This is a genomic window from Marinobacter salinexigens (genome assembly GCF_008370345.1).
GTDB classification, from domain to species: domain Bacteria; phylum Pseudomonadota; class Gammaproteobacteria; order Pseudomonadales; family Oleiphilaceae; genus Marinobacter; species Marinobacter salinexigens.
On sequence record NZ_VTUU01000003.1, the window covers coordinates 355,129 to 370,675 of the forward strand.

11 protein-coding genes are annotated in these 15,547 nt (G+C 57.7%); 6 read left to right on the forward strand and 5 right to left on the reverse strand.

Features of this window, described 5'->3' with window-relative positions:
• Nucleotides 1–7 precede the first annotated feature (7 nt).
• A complete protein-coding gene (locus FWJ25_RS08905) occupies nt 8–1,114 on the forward strand; it encodes a zinc-binding dehydrogenase (protein ID WP_149599913.1) in 1,107 nt (368 codons plus the stop codon).
• A gap of 10 nt (nt 1,115–1,124) precedes the next feature.
• Nucleotides 1,125–2,540 (forward strand): aldehyde dehydrogenase family protein, encoded by a 1,416-nt coding sequence (locus FWJ25_RS08910; protein ID WP_149599914.1) that lies wholly within the window; start codon nt 1,125–1,127, stop codon nt 2,538–2,540.
• Between the two features lie 144 nt (nt 2,541–2,684).
• Here FWJ25_RS08910 and FWJ25_RS08915 read toward each other — a convergent pair whose 3' ends face one another.
• Nucleotides 2,685–3,266, reverse strand: a complete 582-nt coding sequence (locus tag FWJ25_RS08915) for a QsdR family transcriptional regulator (RefSeq protein WP_149599915.1) — start codon at nt 3,264–3,266, stop codon at nt 2,685–2,687.
• Nucleotides 3,267–3,523: 257 nt separating this feature from the next.
• Here FWJ25_RS08915 and FWJ25_RS08920 point away from each other — a divergent pair, with 257 nt between their 5' ends.
• The 4 genes from FWJ25_RS08920 to msrB all read left to right on the forward strand — a co-directional run bounded on the left by FWJ25_RS08920 (nt 3,524) and on the right by msrB (nt 7,321).
• A complete protein-coding gene (locus tag FWJ25_RS08920) occupies nt 3,524–3,814 on the forward strand; it encodes a pentapeptide MXKDX repeat protein (RefSeq protein WP_149599916.1) in 291 nt (96 codons plus the stop codon).
• 51 nt (nt 3,815–3,865) lie between these two features.
• A complete protein-coding gene (locus FWJ25_RS08925) occupies nt 3,866–4,567 on the forward strand; it encodes a response regulator transcription factor (protein WP_149599917.1) in 702 nt (233 codons plus the stop codon).
• 3 nt (nt 4,568–4,570) lie between these two features.
• Nucleotides 4,571–6,031 (forward strand): sensor histidine kinase, encoded by a 1,461-nt coding sequence (locus FWJ25_RS08930; RefSeq protein ID WP_149599918.1) that lies wholly within the window; start codon nt 4,571–4,573, stop codon nt 6,029–6,031.
• 99 nt (nt 6,032–6,130) lie between these two features.
• Nucleotides 6,131–7,321, forward strand: coding sequence for a peptide-methionine (R)-S-oxide reductase MsrB (gene msrB, locus FWJ25_RS08935; protein WP_149599919.1), 1,191 nt, complete (start codon nt 6,131–6,133; stop codon nt 7,319–7,321).
• On the opposite strand, the gene FWJ25_RS08940 is transcribed toward msrB, so the two are convergent.
• The 4 genes from FWJ25_RS08940 to FWJ25_RS08955 form a co-directional block, all read right to left on the reverse strand.
• Entirely contained in the window at nt 7,322–8,020 is a 699-nt protein-coding gene (locus tag FWJ25_RS08940; RefSeq protein WP_149599920.1) for a 3'-5' exonuclease, read from the reverse strand. It abuts the gene before it with no gap.
• Nucleotides 8,013–9,887, reverse strand: a complete 1,875-nt coding sequence (locus tag FWJ25_RS08945; RefSeq protein ID WP_149599921.1) for a putative nucleotidyltransferase substrate binding domain-containing protein — start codon at nt 9,885–9,887, stop codon at nt 8,013–8,015. The genes FWJ25_RS08940 and FWJ25_RS08945 overlap by 8 nt, the downstream gene beginning before the upstream one ends.
• Nucleotides 9,888–10,023: 136 nt before the next feature.
• The gene (locus FWJ25_RS08950; protein ID WP_149599922.1) at nt 10,024–13,026 is read right to left on the reverse strand and encodes a parallel beta-helix domain-containing protein; all 3,003 of its coding nucleotides are present in this window, start codon (nt 13,024–13,026) and stop codon (nt 10,024–10,026) included.
• A 20-nt stretch (nt 13,027–13,046) separates the two neighbouring features.
• On the reverse strand, nt 13,047–15,539 hold the full coding sequence (locus FWJ25_RS08955; RefSeq protein ID WP_149599923.1) for an amidohydrolase family protein: 2,493 nt from the start codon (nt 15,537–15,539) through the stop codon (nt 13,047–13,049).
• Nucleotides 15,540–15,547: the final 8 nt, after the last annotated feature.

Sequence of the window (15,547 nt, forward strand, 5' to 3'; positions counted from 1 at the left end):
AACAATAATGGACAGAAAAGCCAAAGCCGTGGTCTGCCGTGAATGGGGACAGCCCGTTCAGGTGGAGACCATTACTGTAGAAGGCCCCAAATGGGGCGAAGTGACCATCAAGGTTGCCGCTTGTGGTGTCTGCCACAGTGACCTTTCTGCCACCACCGGCAAGATCCAGTATCCGCCACCGCTGGTGCTGGGCCATGAAGCGGCAGGGGTGGTTGTGGAAGTCGGCGAAGGTGTCACCGAATTCAAAGAAGGTGACCACGTCGTCAGTTCCTTTATCTCCATGTGCGGCAAGTGCCGCCAGTGCGTTCGTGGCCGTCCGGTACTGTGTGAGAACGCCCGCAAGGCCATGTTTACGCTGCCGGACGGGACAGTCCGGACCAAAGACGCCAATGGTGAACCGTTGAATGTGTTCGGTGCCTGCGGTGTGATGGCGGAATACGCCACCATGCATGTGGATAACTGTGTGAAAGTGGATGACACAGTACCCATGCAGAATGCTGCATTGGTGGGTTGTGCGGTGATGACCGGTGTTGGTGCCGTATTCAACACAGCGCAACTTGAACCAGGTTCCCGGGCAGCTGTCTTCGGTATCGGGGGGGTTGGTCTGAACGCCATTCAGGGCTGCGCCACTGCCGGAGCGGAAATGATCGTGGCAGTGGACAGCAACCCGAAGAAGCTGGAAATGGCCAAAGAGTTCGGCGCGACTCATACCGTCAATATCAACGAGGTGGAGGATGCCGCGAAGGCTGTCAAAAAGCTAACCGGCGGTGTCGATTACGCCTTTGAGTGTGTGGGCGCCGGTCCCGTTGTGGAGCAGGCCTACAAGTGTCTGGGTCGTGGTGGTACTGCCATTGTGGTGGGCGTTGCCGATCCGAAAGACAAAACATCCATTACCACCCTGACTTTGCCTGCCGACGAGCGCACCCTGAAGGGCAGCTGGCTCGGCTCCGCGCGGCCTCAGCATGATTTCCCGAAAATTCTCGGCTTGTACAAAGCAGGCAAACTGAAACTGGATGAACTCATCACCCGCACCTATTCCATCGAAGAGGCCGCTCAGGCGTTTGACGATATGGTAGCCGGCAAGAACGCCCGTGGCGTTATCGTATTCGAGTGAGGAGAACGCAATGAATGATCTGAGCAAGAATTACATCAACGGCCAGTGGGTGACCTGGCAGGGTGAAACCATTGATGTCCATGAAGCCGGCACCGGCGACGTCATCGCCCGGGTACCCGCCTCAGGCCGCGAAGAGATGGAACAGGCCATCACTGCCGCCGATGCGGCGTTTGAAGCCTGGTCTGAAAGCACCCTGGATGAACGACTCAAGGTACTGGAGCAACTGCATTCGGGCCTGAAAGAACGTGCGGCGGATATCGCCGACGCGGTCTGCCGTGAAGTAGGCATGCCCATCAAACTGGCCACCGGTATCCAGGCGGGCTTGCCTGCTACCGTCACCAAGACCTACCTGAAGATGCTGCCGGATTTCCCGTTCACCGAAACCTCCGGCAACTCCGAAGTGCAGTACGCCCCGGTGGGTGTAGTGGGCTGCATCACCCCCTGGAACTACCCGCTTCACCAGGTCATCCTGAAAATCGTGCCGGCCATTGCCGCCGGTTGCACCGTGGTACTGAAGCCGTCTGAAATCGCCCCGCAGAGTGCCTACATACTGGCCGACATCCTCGATGGCACCGACCTGCCCAAAGGCGTCTTCAACCTCGTATGCGGTGAAGGCCAGACCGTTGGCGACACCCTGATCAAACACCCGGCAGTACGCATGGTCTCGTTCACCGGCTCCACCCGAACCGGTCACCTGATTTCCCACGCAGCTGCCGATGACTTCAAGCGTGTTGCTCTGGAAATGGGCGGTAAATCAGCCTCAGTCATCCTGCCGGATGCGGACCTTGGCGCCGCCGTAAAAGGCACCGTCAACAATTGCCTGCTCAACTCCGGCCAGACTTGCACCGCGCTGACCCGCATGCTGGTTCCCGCGGACAAACACGACGAAGCCTGCGAACTGGCTGCCGCCGCTGTCGCAAAAATGACCCCGGGCAACCCGCTGGAAGAAACCACCCGCCTCGGCCCACTGGCGTCCGCCCAGCAGCGTGACAAGGTCATCGACTACATCAGACTCGGCATAGACGAAGGCGCTACCCTCGTGGCTGGCGGACCAGAAGCACCGGAAGGCTGCGACAAAGGTTACTTCGTCAAAGCCACCGTCTTCGGCAACGTCAAACCCGACAGCCGCATCGCCCAGGAAGAAATCTTCGGCCCGGTACTGTGCGTGATTCCCTACACTGATGAGGCCGAAGCCATCCGCATCGCCAACGGCACCCAGTACGGCCTGTCCGGCGCGGTCTGGTCAGCTGATGATGCCAAAGCGAAAAAAGTGGCAGGAAAACTGAGAACCGGCCAGGTCACCGTCAACGGAGGCGCCTTCAACCCGCTGGCCCCCTTCGGCGGCTTCGGACACTCCGGCCTGGGCCGCGAATTCGGCAAATGGGGCCTCGAAGAATTCCTCGAAGTCCGCTCCCTGCAACTCTAATCAAAAAGCCTGATCGGTCTGGGGGCTAGGCCGGGGGTGGGGTGCCTTTTCTTCTGGGAAAAACAACTCGCTGTGCTCAGACATTTTTTCCCGGCAGAAAAGGCACCCCACCCCCAGCCTGAATCGACTATGGCACGTTGCTCCTTAGGCCTTTCCGCCAAGGAGAATTCGGACCGCCGTGCAGGCGTCTTCCAGCTCTTCCTCCCGCGGCTCCCGCCCACCGATGATGTCGCTATAAAGGCAGGATTCGGCCAGTCGAACCATAAAATAGGAGAGGCTTTCGATGTTCATCGGAGGGTCGATGTAACCGGAGGCGACCTGGTCCCGAAGGGTCCGGGTATTGGCTTCCACGGTCCGGCTGTGCAGTGTGGATTGTGACGAAGTCAGAATACGCAGGGCGTATTCAGGATCCTGATGGATGAAACGCCGCAACGGCTCGAAATGCAGGATGGTGGAGTTGATCTGGCGGTAAACGCCAACAATGAAATCAACACCCTCGCCGGGTGTCGACGACAGAGCCTGCAGGCGAACCGGTTCATAAAGCGACCAGAGCACTTCGCCAATCAGCAGATCCTTGTTACCAACCCAGCGAAACAGCGTGGCACGACCGATGTTGAGTTCATCTGACAGCGACGCCAGATGGATACGTTCGCCCTTGAGCCACATACGACGGGCCCGCTTGAACGCATCGGCGGGGGTTGCCCTCATTGTTGTCTGTTCTGCCACTGAAACCTCGTTCGATTTTTTGAATCATTCTAACGACAAAACCAGTGTGTCGCTATGAAGCCCCCCCCCCTGCGGTGCTCTCTATCGGACCGGAAAACATCCGCTCTGTGCCGTGACAGTTCTGTGATAATTCCGCTATACACTCTCTATATCTCCGTGAATTTGCCGTGACAGCGTGCTGCCAGGATGACAGTGTCGCCGTCGGAAAACATCGGCGGTTTCGTCTCAGAAACAGAAAAAGCAACGGAGAAATCACAATGCGACACATGACCCGAATGTTGACCGTAACCTGCATTACCCTGATGGCATCGTTGTCGGCGGTAGCCGGAGATATGAAGAAAGATGAAGGCATGATGCAGAATGAAACCATGATGGAAGATGAGATGTCGAAAGACACCATGTCCGAGCATGGTATGGCAAAAGATGACAAGGCCAAGGACATGGGGCAGGGTATGAAGGACGATGCCATGGAGTCCCACGGCATGGATGACATGAAAAAGAAACCCATGGACGACATGGGTATGGACGAAGACAAGGATGGCATGTAGTAACGAGTGCCGTCATTCAGATAGCCCCATAGCAGGTAGAGCCCGGAGCCTATGACCCGAACGGTCCTGATAGTTGAAGATAATCCCGGCATCGGTGAACTGGTGCGTATGCAGGTTACCGACCTGGGTATGCAGGCTGTTCTGGTGGACCGTGGCGATGATGGTCTGGAGCGTTTCCGTCAGGGCGGCATCGATCTGGTGATCCTGGATCTGATGCTGCCGGGGATGGATGGACTATCGGTTTGCCGCGAAATTCGTGCCTGCCCGGGCTATGTCCCGGTGCTGATGCTGACAGCAAAGAGCACGGAACTGGACAGGGTGCTGGGCCTGGAAATGGGCGCGGATGACTACCTCACCAAACCCTTCAGCGTGGCCGAGCTGGCGGCCCGGATCAAGGCGTTGTTCCGCCGGGTGGATGCCCTGACATCCAGGGAGTCGGAGGCGGTGCCGGAAGAAGAGCTCAGCGTTGACGGCTTGCGGATTGACCCGGTCCGGCGTCGGGTGTTTGTGGATAACCAGGAAGTGGAACTCACCGCACGGGAATTTGAGCTGCTCTGGCACTTCGCCTGCAATCGTGGTCGCGTCTTTAGCCGGGCGCAGTTGCTCGATGCGGTTTGGGGGTACAATCACGAAGGCTATGAGCATACCGTGAACACTCACATCAACCGGCTCCGTAACAAGATCGAAGTGGACCCCGCAGAACCCAGATACGTTCAGACGGTCTGGGGCGTTGGTTACCGGTTTATGGACTAGGCAATGGCCCTTTCTCTGTTTCGTACTCTTTATGCCCGTCTGGCTCTGGGACTGTTCCTCCTGCTGGTGACGGTGGGTGCGCTGTTTACCGTGCTCAGTCTCTATTCTGTGCGGGAATACTCCGCTGCTATCAACCAGGAACTGAACCGCGACCTGGCGAGCACTCTGGTTTCTGACCGAAATCTGGTCACCGGAGGTCGAATCAATCGCGATGCCCTGAAACAGCTCTTCGCGCTGTATATGAACATCAATCCCAGCATCGAAATCTACCTGCTGGACCGGGATGGGAACATCTTGTCCTTCTCGGCCGAACCCGATCGAATCAAGCGTAACCGGGTGTCCCTGGAGCCTATCCAGGCCTTGCTGGAAAACCCGGGTGCCTTTCCGCTACCGGGGGATGATCCCCGAAGTCACGACCGTCGCAAGGTATTTTCCGTTACCCCGGTACCCTTGCAGGATGAGTCCGGTGGTTACCTTTACGTGGTGCTCAGAGGTGAGGAATACGATCTGGCCGAAAGCATGGTGCACAGTGACAAACTCCTGCAGATGGGCGTCGGAGCGTTATTTGTCAGCCTCGTTGTAGGGATGCTGGGGGGGCTGGTGTACTTCCGTCTGCTGACCCGCCGGTTGTCCCGGCTGACCGGCCAGGTTGAGACCTTTGAAACCGGCGGTCAGACCGACGTGCAGCCGGTACCGGTGCAGGGTGATGATATTGACTACCTGAGTGCACGCTTTGATCAGATGGCGCAGCGTATAGAAGCGCAACTCGACCTGCTCAAGGACAAAGACCAGCAGCGCCGTCAGCTTGTGGCTCAGGTGTCCCATGACTTGCGAACACCCCTGGCGTCTATACAGGGCTATCTGGAAGCTCTCAAGCTGAAACAGAATACGCTTTCCGGTGAAGAGCAAGCGAGGTTTACCGACGTGGCGCTGGCAGAAACCCACCGGCTGGGCACTCTGGTTGACGAGTTGTTTGAACTGGCGGCCCTTGATGCCCGGGAAAAACAGCCGTCTCCGGAACCGTTTCTGATAACTGAACTGGTTCACGACGTGGTCCAGAAGCATCAGCCCGGAGCCGCAGACGCCTCTGTCAGCCTCAGTATTGCTCAGGCCGAGGCTGTTATGGTTCGGGCGGACATCGCCATGGCCGAGCGCATACTCGATAACCTGATCAGCAATGCGATTCGCCACTCTCCGGAACTCGGTACTGTGAATGTCAGTGTCCGGCTTGCCCAACAGGGTGGAGAAATTCGGGTGTCGGACACCGGGCCAGGTATCCGCGACGAAGATCTTGAGCACCTGTTTGAGCCTTTCTACCAGGCACCTGGCAGTCATCGTTCTGGCCATGCCGGGTTGGGGCTGGCCATTGCTCAGCGCATGGCCGGGCTACAGGGTGGGCGGATTGAGGCTGCCAACCGGGCATCCGGGGGCGCGGAATTCCGCGTCTGGTTACCTTTAGCCTGAAGAATCCATTCCGTTATAGATTCGTAAGAAACCATAAACGCTTTCGTGAATTCCGGGCGATACCCTGACAGTAACGGAATCTGTCACAGGAGAAGTCTTATGAAACGCAACATCATGACAACAGGCGCTGCACTGCTGCTGGTTATAGCTGCCGCGTTAGGCGTGGCTTATGCCACCGCTGATAATCACCCGCAACGAAGCAAATACGCGCCGGAAGATACCTCTCTGGCTGTAGCGACCTTTGCCGGCGGCTGCTTCTGGTGCGTGGAAGCCGGGTTTGAAAAAGTACCGGGTGTAGTGGAAGTGGTGTCTGGATATTCGGGCGGCACAGAAGCAGATCCAACCTACAAGCAGGTGTCTTCAGGGCGTACCGGGCATACAGAAGCGGCCCAGATCTACTACGACCCCACAAAAATAACGTACGAAGGCCTGGTTCAGGGATTGTGGAGGATCATGGATCCGACCGATGCCAATGGACAGTTTGTAGACCGGGGCAAACAGTACAGACCGGCGATTTTCTACCACAATGCCGAACAGAAGCAGATTGCAGAAACGGCGAAGCAGAAACTGCAGGCTTCCGGGCTCTATGACAAGCCGGTGGTGATTGAAATTGTTCCTTTCACGGCGTTCTATCCAGCGGAGGAATATCACCAGGATTATTACAAGAAGAATCCCATCCGGTACAACTTCTACACCTTTAACTCTGGCCGTTATCAGTTTATCGAGAAGGTGTATGGTGAAGACTATGAGCTGGATTTCTCGCCCTACATGCCAGCGGCCGGGAAGAATGACCAGGGCATGAACGACGCTCAGGCAGGCAGCGCGAAGAAGGGCTTTGACCCTGCCGCTTTCCAGAAACCGGATTCGGCCACGCTGAAAAAGCGGCTGACCGGACTCCAGTACGATGTGACCCAGAAAGACGGAACCGAGCGGGCCTTCAGCAACGCCTATTGGGATAACAAGAAGGCGGGCCTCTATGTGGATATCGTATCCGGTGAGCCGCTGTTTTCCTCTCGGGACAAGTACAAGTCCGGTACCGGCTGGCCGAGTTTTACCCGGCCAATCGCCTCCGATGTGGTCACCGAGCATGAGGATAATACCCTGTTTACGACGCGCACTGAGGTGCGTAGCCGTTACGCGGATTCACACCTCGGGCATGTGTTCAACGATGGGCCTGCACCCACGGGCTTGCGCTACTGCATGAACTCAGCCGCCATGCGTTTTATCCCGCTGGAGGATATGGAGGCTGAAGGCTATGGGGACTACATTGATGAGGTTACCGGAAGCTGATTAAAGCCAGAGGTCACCGATGGGTGTATCGGGGCTGAAGTGATGGCGGATCTGCGCTTGTAGCAGCTCCGCCGTAGCGGCTGCATCCATCAGGGCGTTATGGGCGGCGTAATGCGGCAGGCCATAACGCTTTCGGCTGTCGGCAAGCCGGATGGATAAGGGCTTCTTGCCCATCCATTGTTGCCAGAAATTGGGTCGCCGGTCCGGATGCAGGTGTGCTTCGATCGCCATGGTATCCAGCACCGGAAAACGAATGCCTTCGCCCAGTCGCCACTTCAGGGCAACGTCCAGGAACCCGCGCTCGATATCCCGGTAGTGTACCACGGCAATACGGCCATTCAGCATGCCGAATACCTCTTCGAGAATTTCGGACAGGTCTGGTGCGTTGTCGATATCACTGTGAGTAATACCGTGAATGGTGATGGACGTCTGGTGTAGCGGAAGCTTGGGGCGGACGACCCAGTGCCTGGCCCTGCCGAGCTGGATTCCCGTGAGGTTAAAGGGAACAAGACCGACGCTCACGATGGAATGCTGCTCCGGGTCCAGACCAGTGGTTTCAAAGTCCAGGGCTACCAGGGGTACCTCTGAAACGGGGGTGTCGGGGGAAACACAGCCCGCCTCATAATAGGCCTTCAGCAAAGGGTGAGTAGCGTCCTGGGCCAGCTTCCGAAAGCGTTGCTGCCAATCTACATCAGGCATTCCGTCCGCCCCCGGCGTTGTAGCGGAAACGCAGGAACTTCTGGGAGTTACTGACGATCTGGAAGGCATCCTTGAGATGGCTTCGCTCAAACGGTGAGAGATCCTGAGGCCGGACATTATTATCTGGCTCCCGGCCCTCCTCGATAGCCAGTGCCTGGTGCCGGATTCTGACGATGGAAATGAACTCCAGGGCGTCCCGCAGATTATTCAGATCTTCGTCCATAATCAGCTTGGTCTTGGCGATGGCTGATAGCCGGTCGAAGGAGTTCTGGGCCCGGGAGCCGCAGGCCAGAGCGTGGATACGGATCAGGTCTGAAAGCGGTGCGGTGCCGCGCCGCTTGAGATTAAAGGTTTTGCGGTGCTGGCCATCCTCTTCCAGTACAAAGGTCCGGAAGAATCCCAGTGGCGGCGTCCGGTTCAGGGCGTTACGAGCCAGCAGCGTAAGGAAGCGCTGACTGTTACTGGCACGCTCTGCTACAAGGGCTTTCAGTTGCTCGGCAAACCGGGTTTTTCCGTGGATGCCGTCGAGATCGAAGAAGATGTTGCTGTTGAGCAACGCTTCCGCCTTGGGATTGTCAATCCAGTCTATGAAGTAGTCTTTCCAGACCTTCAGCGGCTGTCGCCATTTGGGGTTGGTAGCCATGATGTCGCCGGTACAGTACTTGTAGCCGCATTCGGCGAGCCCGTCGCTGACGAATTTAGCGAGTGCCAGGAAGTAGGCGTCGTGTTCCTCGGGGACAAAGCTGTCGTCGAGGATCATGGCATTGTCCTGATCGGTAACCACCAGTTGCTCGTCCCTCGCCATGGATCCCAGTGCCATGAAACAGTAGGGAATGGGGGGCGGTCCCAGCTTTTCTTCGCCCAGTTCAAGCAGGCGTTGGGTGAAACTTCGCCCGATTCCGGCCATAGCGCTACCGATCATGTGGGAGTTGGCGTCTTCGTTCACCATTCGGACAAAGCTGTCCCGTACATCCCGGCTGATCTTTTTGAGGCCTTTCACATCCTGTTGATGATAGATGTTGCTCACCAGGTAAAGGCTGCTCTGGCTTTCATATTTGACGATATCGGAGAGCGCAATTACCCCGCGCACTTCGTCTTTTTCCATCACAGGAAGATGATGCACGTTGTTGTGCAGCATGGTGAGCATGGCTTCAAATATGAAAGCGGTGGACTTTATGGTGATCAGGTCTTCCGACATGATGTCGCAGATGGGTGTCTCCGAGGGCAGCGCTTCGGTGACGGCGCGGGTGCGGAGGTCTCTGTCAGTGACAATACCGTGGAGTAGTGGCTTGTCCCCTTCTTCATCCATCAGCAGCAGCGCGGATACGCCGTGGTCGGTCATGATCCGGGCCGCCTCCTGAAGGCGCACCGTGGAGGGGGCTGCGACGGTGGCCCGGGAGATGAGACGGGTTACCCGGGAGGTCATCAGGTCGTTGGATTTCTCCCGTCTTGAAAGCGCGGAGCGCAGGCGGGAGCGGTCTTCAATTTCAACAAAATCGGCGAAGTTGTCGTCATTTTCAAACAAATATTTAAAAACTTCGCCGGAAACCCGGTAAATCAGCGTATCTTCCAGAGCCTTTGCCGGGAACCGTACCTTGCGGTTCATCAGCAGGCCGAACTGCCCGAAAATCTCCCCTTCGCTGACCCGGTTATACAGCTCACCGGAACGCCGGAACAGTTCGACGGCACCGCTGCGTACGTAGTAGAGCCAGGTGTTCTGATCGCCCAGTTCGAGGATCTGGGTGCCGGCCCTGAAATACTCTACTTCGATGCTTTCCACTACTCGCTCGAGCAGATCGTCCGGCATCTCGTCAAAGGGCGGGTACTGGGCCATGTGATTGCGGATGTCGATAAGCTCGGCCTGCATGATGCTCCCTGTAATGCGTCGGCTGTAATCCGGAAAAATTGTTGTAATCAGGGACTATAGCAACCAGGTGCAGAACTGACCATCGACGAACCGGGAGATGGCAACCCTCAGGTTGCCATCCCGTCTACACGACCAGTTACGGATTCAGCGACTGGAAAATGCTCTGGTTACTGCAGGCATCCCCATTCTCGTAGTCCGTGTCCACCACATTGTTGATCCAGTACGTCAGCAGTTCCACGCCCTCGTCGTGAGCGACACTTCTCGCAATGGGGGGCATACGGCGTTGAGGATCATTCTCGTCGGCCACCCGGCAGGCAACTATCGAACTGTCGGCATCGCCCGGAACCACAATGTGCTGGCGGCCACAGGAACCACCACCGGTGGCCGTTGGCTTCTTGCAGATGCCATAGCCTGCATCAATGTTGCGGTAGTGGTCGAGGTAGTAGCCGGTGTTAGAGGCTGCGCCACGATCATTATGGCAATGCTGGCAATTGACCTCCAGGTAGGCACGCAGGCGGGCCTCCACGTCGGCATCGGAGCCGGCGACTTCACCGCTGTCCCCCGGCAGGTTCCAGTGTGGAAGTCGCTCTATGTTGGTGGCAATGCCGGCACCATTGATCTCCAGCGGAGGCGCGTTCGTGAGCAGCCCCTGGTCGATCCAGTACTTCAGCTGGTTTACCTCCGGGAAACCGCCCTGGCCACTGGCCCCCATAAATGACGACTCAGGTGCATAGGCCCGGTTGAGGTTGCGGGGTTTCGGGCCGATGGGAGCCGAACCGGATTCCAGGTCGTCGTTGCTGTGGCAGGTGATGCACTGGTTGGCGTTGGGAATGGCGTAGGCATTGGTGGAGCCGGCATGCAGCTTGCCGGTAGTGACATCCTGATAGTGCCAGCTGACCGACCGGGTGCCGCCGCCCATGGCGAGTTCCGCAACCGGCTGGCCGTCTGCATCAGTATCCCAGATGTAGGTGAGTCCATCCCAGAAGGCCTTGCCGCTCTCACTGATGCGCTTGATCAGCAGGCGGGTTTCCACCAGTTCCTCGGTTCCGGCGCTTTCATCCGTAAAGGCAAAGGTCTTGGCGATCACCGTGCCGGTGGGGAAATGTATGCTGCCATTGAGGTTGCCACCACTCTGGCCATCCATGTACACCGCTCTGGTGCCGGGCGGAATGAACGCAACCCTGTACTTGGTCGCATAGTCAGAGAACAGCTTGCTGTTCAGCGCGTAGGGAACACCGCCCTCGTGGGGTGTGCTGCGCGGGTCCGTGGAGTCCGCAAACAGGTTGTACTGATCCAGCGTCGGACAGTTGAGTGCCAGCGCCTCACGGTTCACGGCGCCCGGCTTCATCTTCTTACCACAGACGCGGCTTACATAGTCTTCGCTGGGGGCCGGGTCGATCGTACCGCTTGGTTCGAACGGCGGGATGGTTACCCGCGGCAACGGAGGCAGTAACTCGCCGAAGCGGGCCTGGCAGTCATGGACCGAGGCATCGGTGTCGGCGACGATTCCGTTCAGGCCTTCCAGTACGGATTGAAGACCCTCCAGGGTGAGAATGTCTGGATCCTGTTCAGCTGCTGCCAGCACCAGCTCAAGCCCTTCCATACCGTGGAAATTCATATAGGGCTGGCTGTCGTCAGACATTTCGTTGTTGTTGAAGCAGGAACCCCACTGGGGCAGTTTGCGTTCGCCGGTGCTGTCGAATTTGTAGGTGTTGTAGTGGCAGGCGGGGTTGGGGTGTTGGTTGGTGTGGATCGGTTTTCCGCTTTCGTCACTTGGGACTGGTTGGCCATTGGCATCCAACGGGTAGGGGCACTCGCTATCAAGCTCGTCCAGCAAACCATCCCAGACAATATGGGCACCTTTGCCGGGATTGGTAATATTCTTCAGCCCGATCAGGGTCGGAAGCACCGTTTCTACCTGACCCTCCAGCAGAACTTTCTCGAAATTCGGTGGTGGCAGATCGTACCCTGAGTTGCGCATCACGTTGTTATGTATGTGCAGGCCTTCCGTGTAGGGGTCCAGTTTCTTGTCGGCCGTTTTGTCCTTGCCGTCAATGAGTTCATAACTGGTGTAGATGACAGCAGCGGTGCTGTGATCCTCGAAGGTGTTGTTGAACACTTCGATATTGTCGTAGCCGAGGGTGATGAAGCCAGTGCCGCGGGGTACGGCTGACACCAGGCCGCTGTGGGCGAAATTGTAGGTGTTGTTGTTCCGGGCAATGTTGTTGAGCATGACCGAGGTGTCGCCATACTGGGTGATGTTTTCCAGGTCGTAGATCAGGAAACCACCGGTGTTGCACTCGGCCACGTTATTGTCGTACTCGCCGCCCTGGACATTTTCGATCTCGAACCCCATGACGTTGTAGATGGCCCGGCTGTTGCGGATGATCGCCGTGTTGGTCTGGCCAACGTAGATACCGGCATCGGAAGCACCGACGGATTCCGAGTTATCCACAAGTATGTTTTCTGATTCCACCGGGTAAATACCGTATCGGCCGCTGGCGGAGCTGGGAATGTAGTCCGGAGTCGGGTCGCCTTCGTTAAAAGGCGGGTTGGTGCAGGCTACGTTAAGGCGCTCTGTGTAGTTGTTCGCCGTAATCGGCTCTCCGCCACCGGACCAGATGGCACGTACGTTCAACAGTGTGCCCCATTTAACACCCTTGAGCTTGAACGCATCGCCCGGTGAGTCTGCAATGGTCAGGTCCTTCACCGTTATACCACGGACATTGAGGGCCTCCAGGCCGGTTACGTTGTCGCTGTTCACGAAGGACAGAACGGTTTCATCCTTGCCGCAGCCTTTGATAACCACGTCCTCGGTGGCCTGAATCAGCAGGCCGTGTTCAAGCTCAAAGAAACCACAGCCGAACTCCAGGGTGTCGCCCGGGCGCAGCTGGATCATGGCGTTGATCATCTCGGTTGTGGCGGTGTCGCCGGGTTCGACCCGGAATACCCTGCCTTCGCTGAAGCGTTGTTGAGAGGGAGAGGTTGTGGATGGTGTGGCAGGTTGCGTGGTGCTGGTTTCTTCGCCGCCGCTGCCACCAAGGCAGCCAGAAAACAGGGGCAGGGCCAGAGAAATGGCCAGGAGTGCGGGCCGAAACGTGGGTTTTGCCAGGAACTCTGTTGAGGCTTTGTACAGCATGACTTCTCTCCTTGCCGGTATTACAGAGGCGCGTTCTCGATGCGTTCCCACATGCGAAGATAGGCTTCTGCCGAGGTGAACAACTGGTTTACCGCATCACTTACCTTGGACTCAGACCGGTCGCTGTTGCGAATCATGTCGGCAATCTGGTCCGGGTAAAGCCCGTAATGGGCGACACCGCGGCCGTCATACAGACCGAAGGCCCGGTCCCCTGTGACCTGCTTGTCGAAACGAACCCGGCCATCAATGGAAGTGAACGGGTAGAGCTCACTCTCCTGTTCAGGTGTACCCGGGTTGGAGGCCAGTTGGGCGATGCCGTTTACATCGGAGGCAAAGCCCGAGCCTCCGAAAGGACCTACCATGAAGGCGTCGCTCCGGGGGCGGTTGCCATCGCGGGACAGTTTGTCGACCCAGTCTCCTCGGGTGCCACCGAATGACGCGGTGATTCCGCCCTGGGCAGCAATCCGGTCGCGGAGTGCTTCGGTTCCGCCCCATCCGCCGTGGCTGTTTATGACCGGGTAGTTGAGGGGTTCCGTCAGCGCGAGGATTCGTGCGGCGGCCTTGCGACTGATGTGATCAGTTTCAATCATCATCTTGCGGCGTATCAGTTCCTGGATCAGGAAGTCACCCAGGTCACTCAGCCCTCTGCGGTTACACAACTGATCGGTGCCCCGACGGGGGTCCAGAGCAGCCAGCTCCTCCGGGGTTTCGGGGAAACGCTCCCCCAGGTAGTCGATCTGATAGAGCAACTGATCCACCAGCCCGAAGGGTTGCAGGTCGGCGTTCTGGTCAGGCTCATAACCGCTGTATTCCACCTCTTCCGGACATTGTTCGAACTCGACAGGATGACCCGTTTCCAGCAGGTTGCCGCCGTATAGAATGGCCCCGATACCGATCCCTGTGGATAAGTCCGGAAGGTGTCCGCCAAAGGCATTATCGAATTTGTGCACCGGGAATATGTTGCGCACTCCGAGCTGGTACATCTGGTCCAGGCGCGCAACGATTTCCTCCCGCGTGCACTCGGCCACACCCTGGAATTCCCCACATCGGAAGACCTTGGACATCTCGATGCCGAGCACCACGGCCAGTTTGCCGTCGCCAATGACTTCCCGGGCCTGGCCGGGACTGGTGACGATCCGGAACCAGCCTTCGCCGGGGCCTCCATGCTGGGCATCGATGTAGTCCTGCATTTCATACATGCGCTGGATCTGCAGGAGAATTGCTTCCATCGGGTCGCAATCGTTCTGCTTCTGAGGGTTGATGGCGCAGAGCACCTCATTGTGGACGAGGTGATTGACCAGGATTTTCATCCCGGCCAGATGGGCCCTTTCCAGCCAGCGATAGTAGCTCTGATGATGCTGTAGGGAGTTGTATCGGGGCCAGTCATTGAAGCTGGGCCAGCCCTGAGTATCGTGAAGGCCGATACCGGTGGTTGCCAGCTCGATAAAGCCGGTGGCACCCCATGGGCCGTGGTTCGCTTCACAGTCTTTCAGAGCGTGGGTGACGCCGAACCTGTGGAAGGGCGCCCCGTAGTTGATCCGCCCCCCAATGAACTCATAGGCAGAAATGTGGGAGTGGGTATCCACAAAGCCGAATACATCATCCTGATCGACACCCTGCACATTGCGGAAGCGATCGACCTCCTTCAGATAGTTGGCCGGACCTTTGTCGTCCAGAACATCGGCGCTGAGTTCCGCTTCCGGATAGCTTGCGCAGCCGGTTGCCGCTGTCAGTTGAAACCGGTTGCTATCATCGGCCAGCGACGGGGATACCAGGGCGAGCTGGTTGTCCTGAATGCCTAGCAGCAAACCGGTAACTTTTGAGGCCAGGGAAAACGTTTCGTCGCTGACGGTGTTCAGTGACCAGACCGCGAGGTCGCTGGGCTGGGCCAGCATGTCGAGTGCCGGATTAACCGTTACATTCGCCAACTGGTCGCCGCTGAACTCGAGGCTTTCGCCAATCGCCCTGACGGCACTTCCCAGCGGTGCGACGGGGTCCAGCACCACGTTGGTGGTATCCCCCAGTCCGGCAACCAGATAACTGACCTCGCCAATGAAGGTGCCGGTGTCATCCAGAAACTCTCCTGCAGGGTCGCTGATGCCCAGCATGTCGAATGTCCCCAGCTCGCCGGCATCGCGGCGGTAGTCGCTGACCAACAGGTAGGAGCCGAGCTCAGTGGGACGCAGGTAGAAGGGAATGGCGCTGGCTTTGTCGTCGGTTACGCTGTAACTGCCCGCCTGTTGATCGGTGCTGAGGTAGTGACCATTAGATTCCAGCAGGTAGCACTGATTGGCGACGTTGTACTGGTTCAGGGCAACCTGCTTATCGCCTTGAACGGCGGTAGGTGGTTGCTCTGAGGTTGCGGTTTGCGGCGGTGTCTTCTGGGCCGTGTCCTGAGTGTTTCCGGGGGCACTGTCCTGCCCGCTCTCCAGGCAACCGGAAAGTGACAGGGTGGAGGCGATCAAAAGCGTAGCCAGGGCAGAGCGATGCCCCGGCCGGAACGGACTGGTCATGGTGTTAC

What these genes read in the sequence shown, in the direction of transcription:
- FWJ25_RS08905 (WP_149599913.1), top strand. Translation starts at nt 8, where the DNA reads ATGGACAGAAAAGCCAAAGCCGTGGTCTGCCGTGAATGGGGACAGCCC.
- FWJ25_RS08910 (WP_149599914.1), top strand. Translation starts at nt 1,125, where the DNA reads ATGAATGATCTGAGCAAGAATTACATCAACGGCCAGTGGGTGACCTGG.
- FWJ25_RS08920 (WP_149599916.1), top strand. Translation starts at nt 3,524, where the DNA reads ATGCGACACATGACCCGAATGTTGACCGTAACCTGCATTACCCTGATG.
- FWJ25_RS08925 (WP_149599917.1), top strand. Translation starts at nt 3,866, where the DNA reads ATGACCCGAACGGTCCTGATAGTTGAAGATAATCCCGGCATCGGTGAA.
- FWJ25_RS08930 (WP_149599918.1), top strand. Translation starts at nt 4,571, where the DNA reads ATGGCCCTTTCTCTGTTTCGTACTCTTTATGCCCGTCTGGCTCTGGGA.
- msrB (WP_149599919.1), top strand. Translation starts at nt 6,131, where the DNA reads ATGAAACGCAACATCATGACAACAGGCGCTGCACTGCTGCTGGTTATA.
- FWJ25_RS08940 (WP_149599920.1), bottom strand. Translation starts at nt 8,020, where the DNA reads ATGCCTGATGTAGATTGGCAGCAACGCTTTCGGAAGCTGGCCCAGGAC.
- FWJ25_RS08945 (WP_149599921.1), bottom strand. Translation starts at nt 9,887, where the DNA reads ATGCAGGCCGAGCTTATCGACATCCGCAATCACATGGCCCAGTACCCG.
- FWJ25_RS08950 (WP_149599922.1), bottom strand. Translation starts at nt 13,026, where the DNA reads ATGCTGTACAAAGCCTCAACAGAGTTCCTGGCAAAACCCACGTTTCGG.
- FWJ25_RS08955 (WP_149599923.1), bottom strand. Translation starts at nt 15,539, where the DNA reads ATGACCAGTCCGTTCCGGCCGGGGCATCGCTCTGCCCTGGCTACGCTT.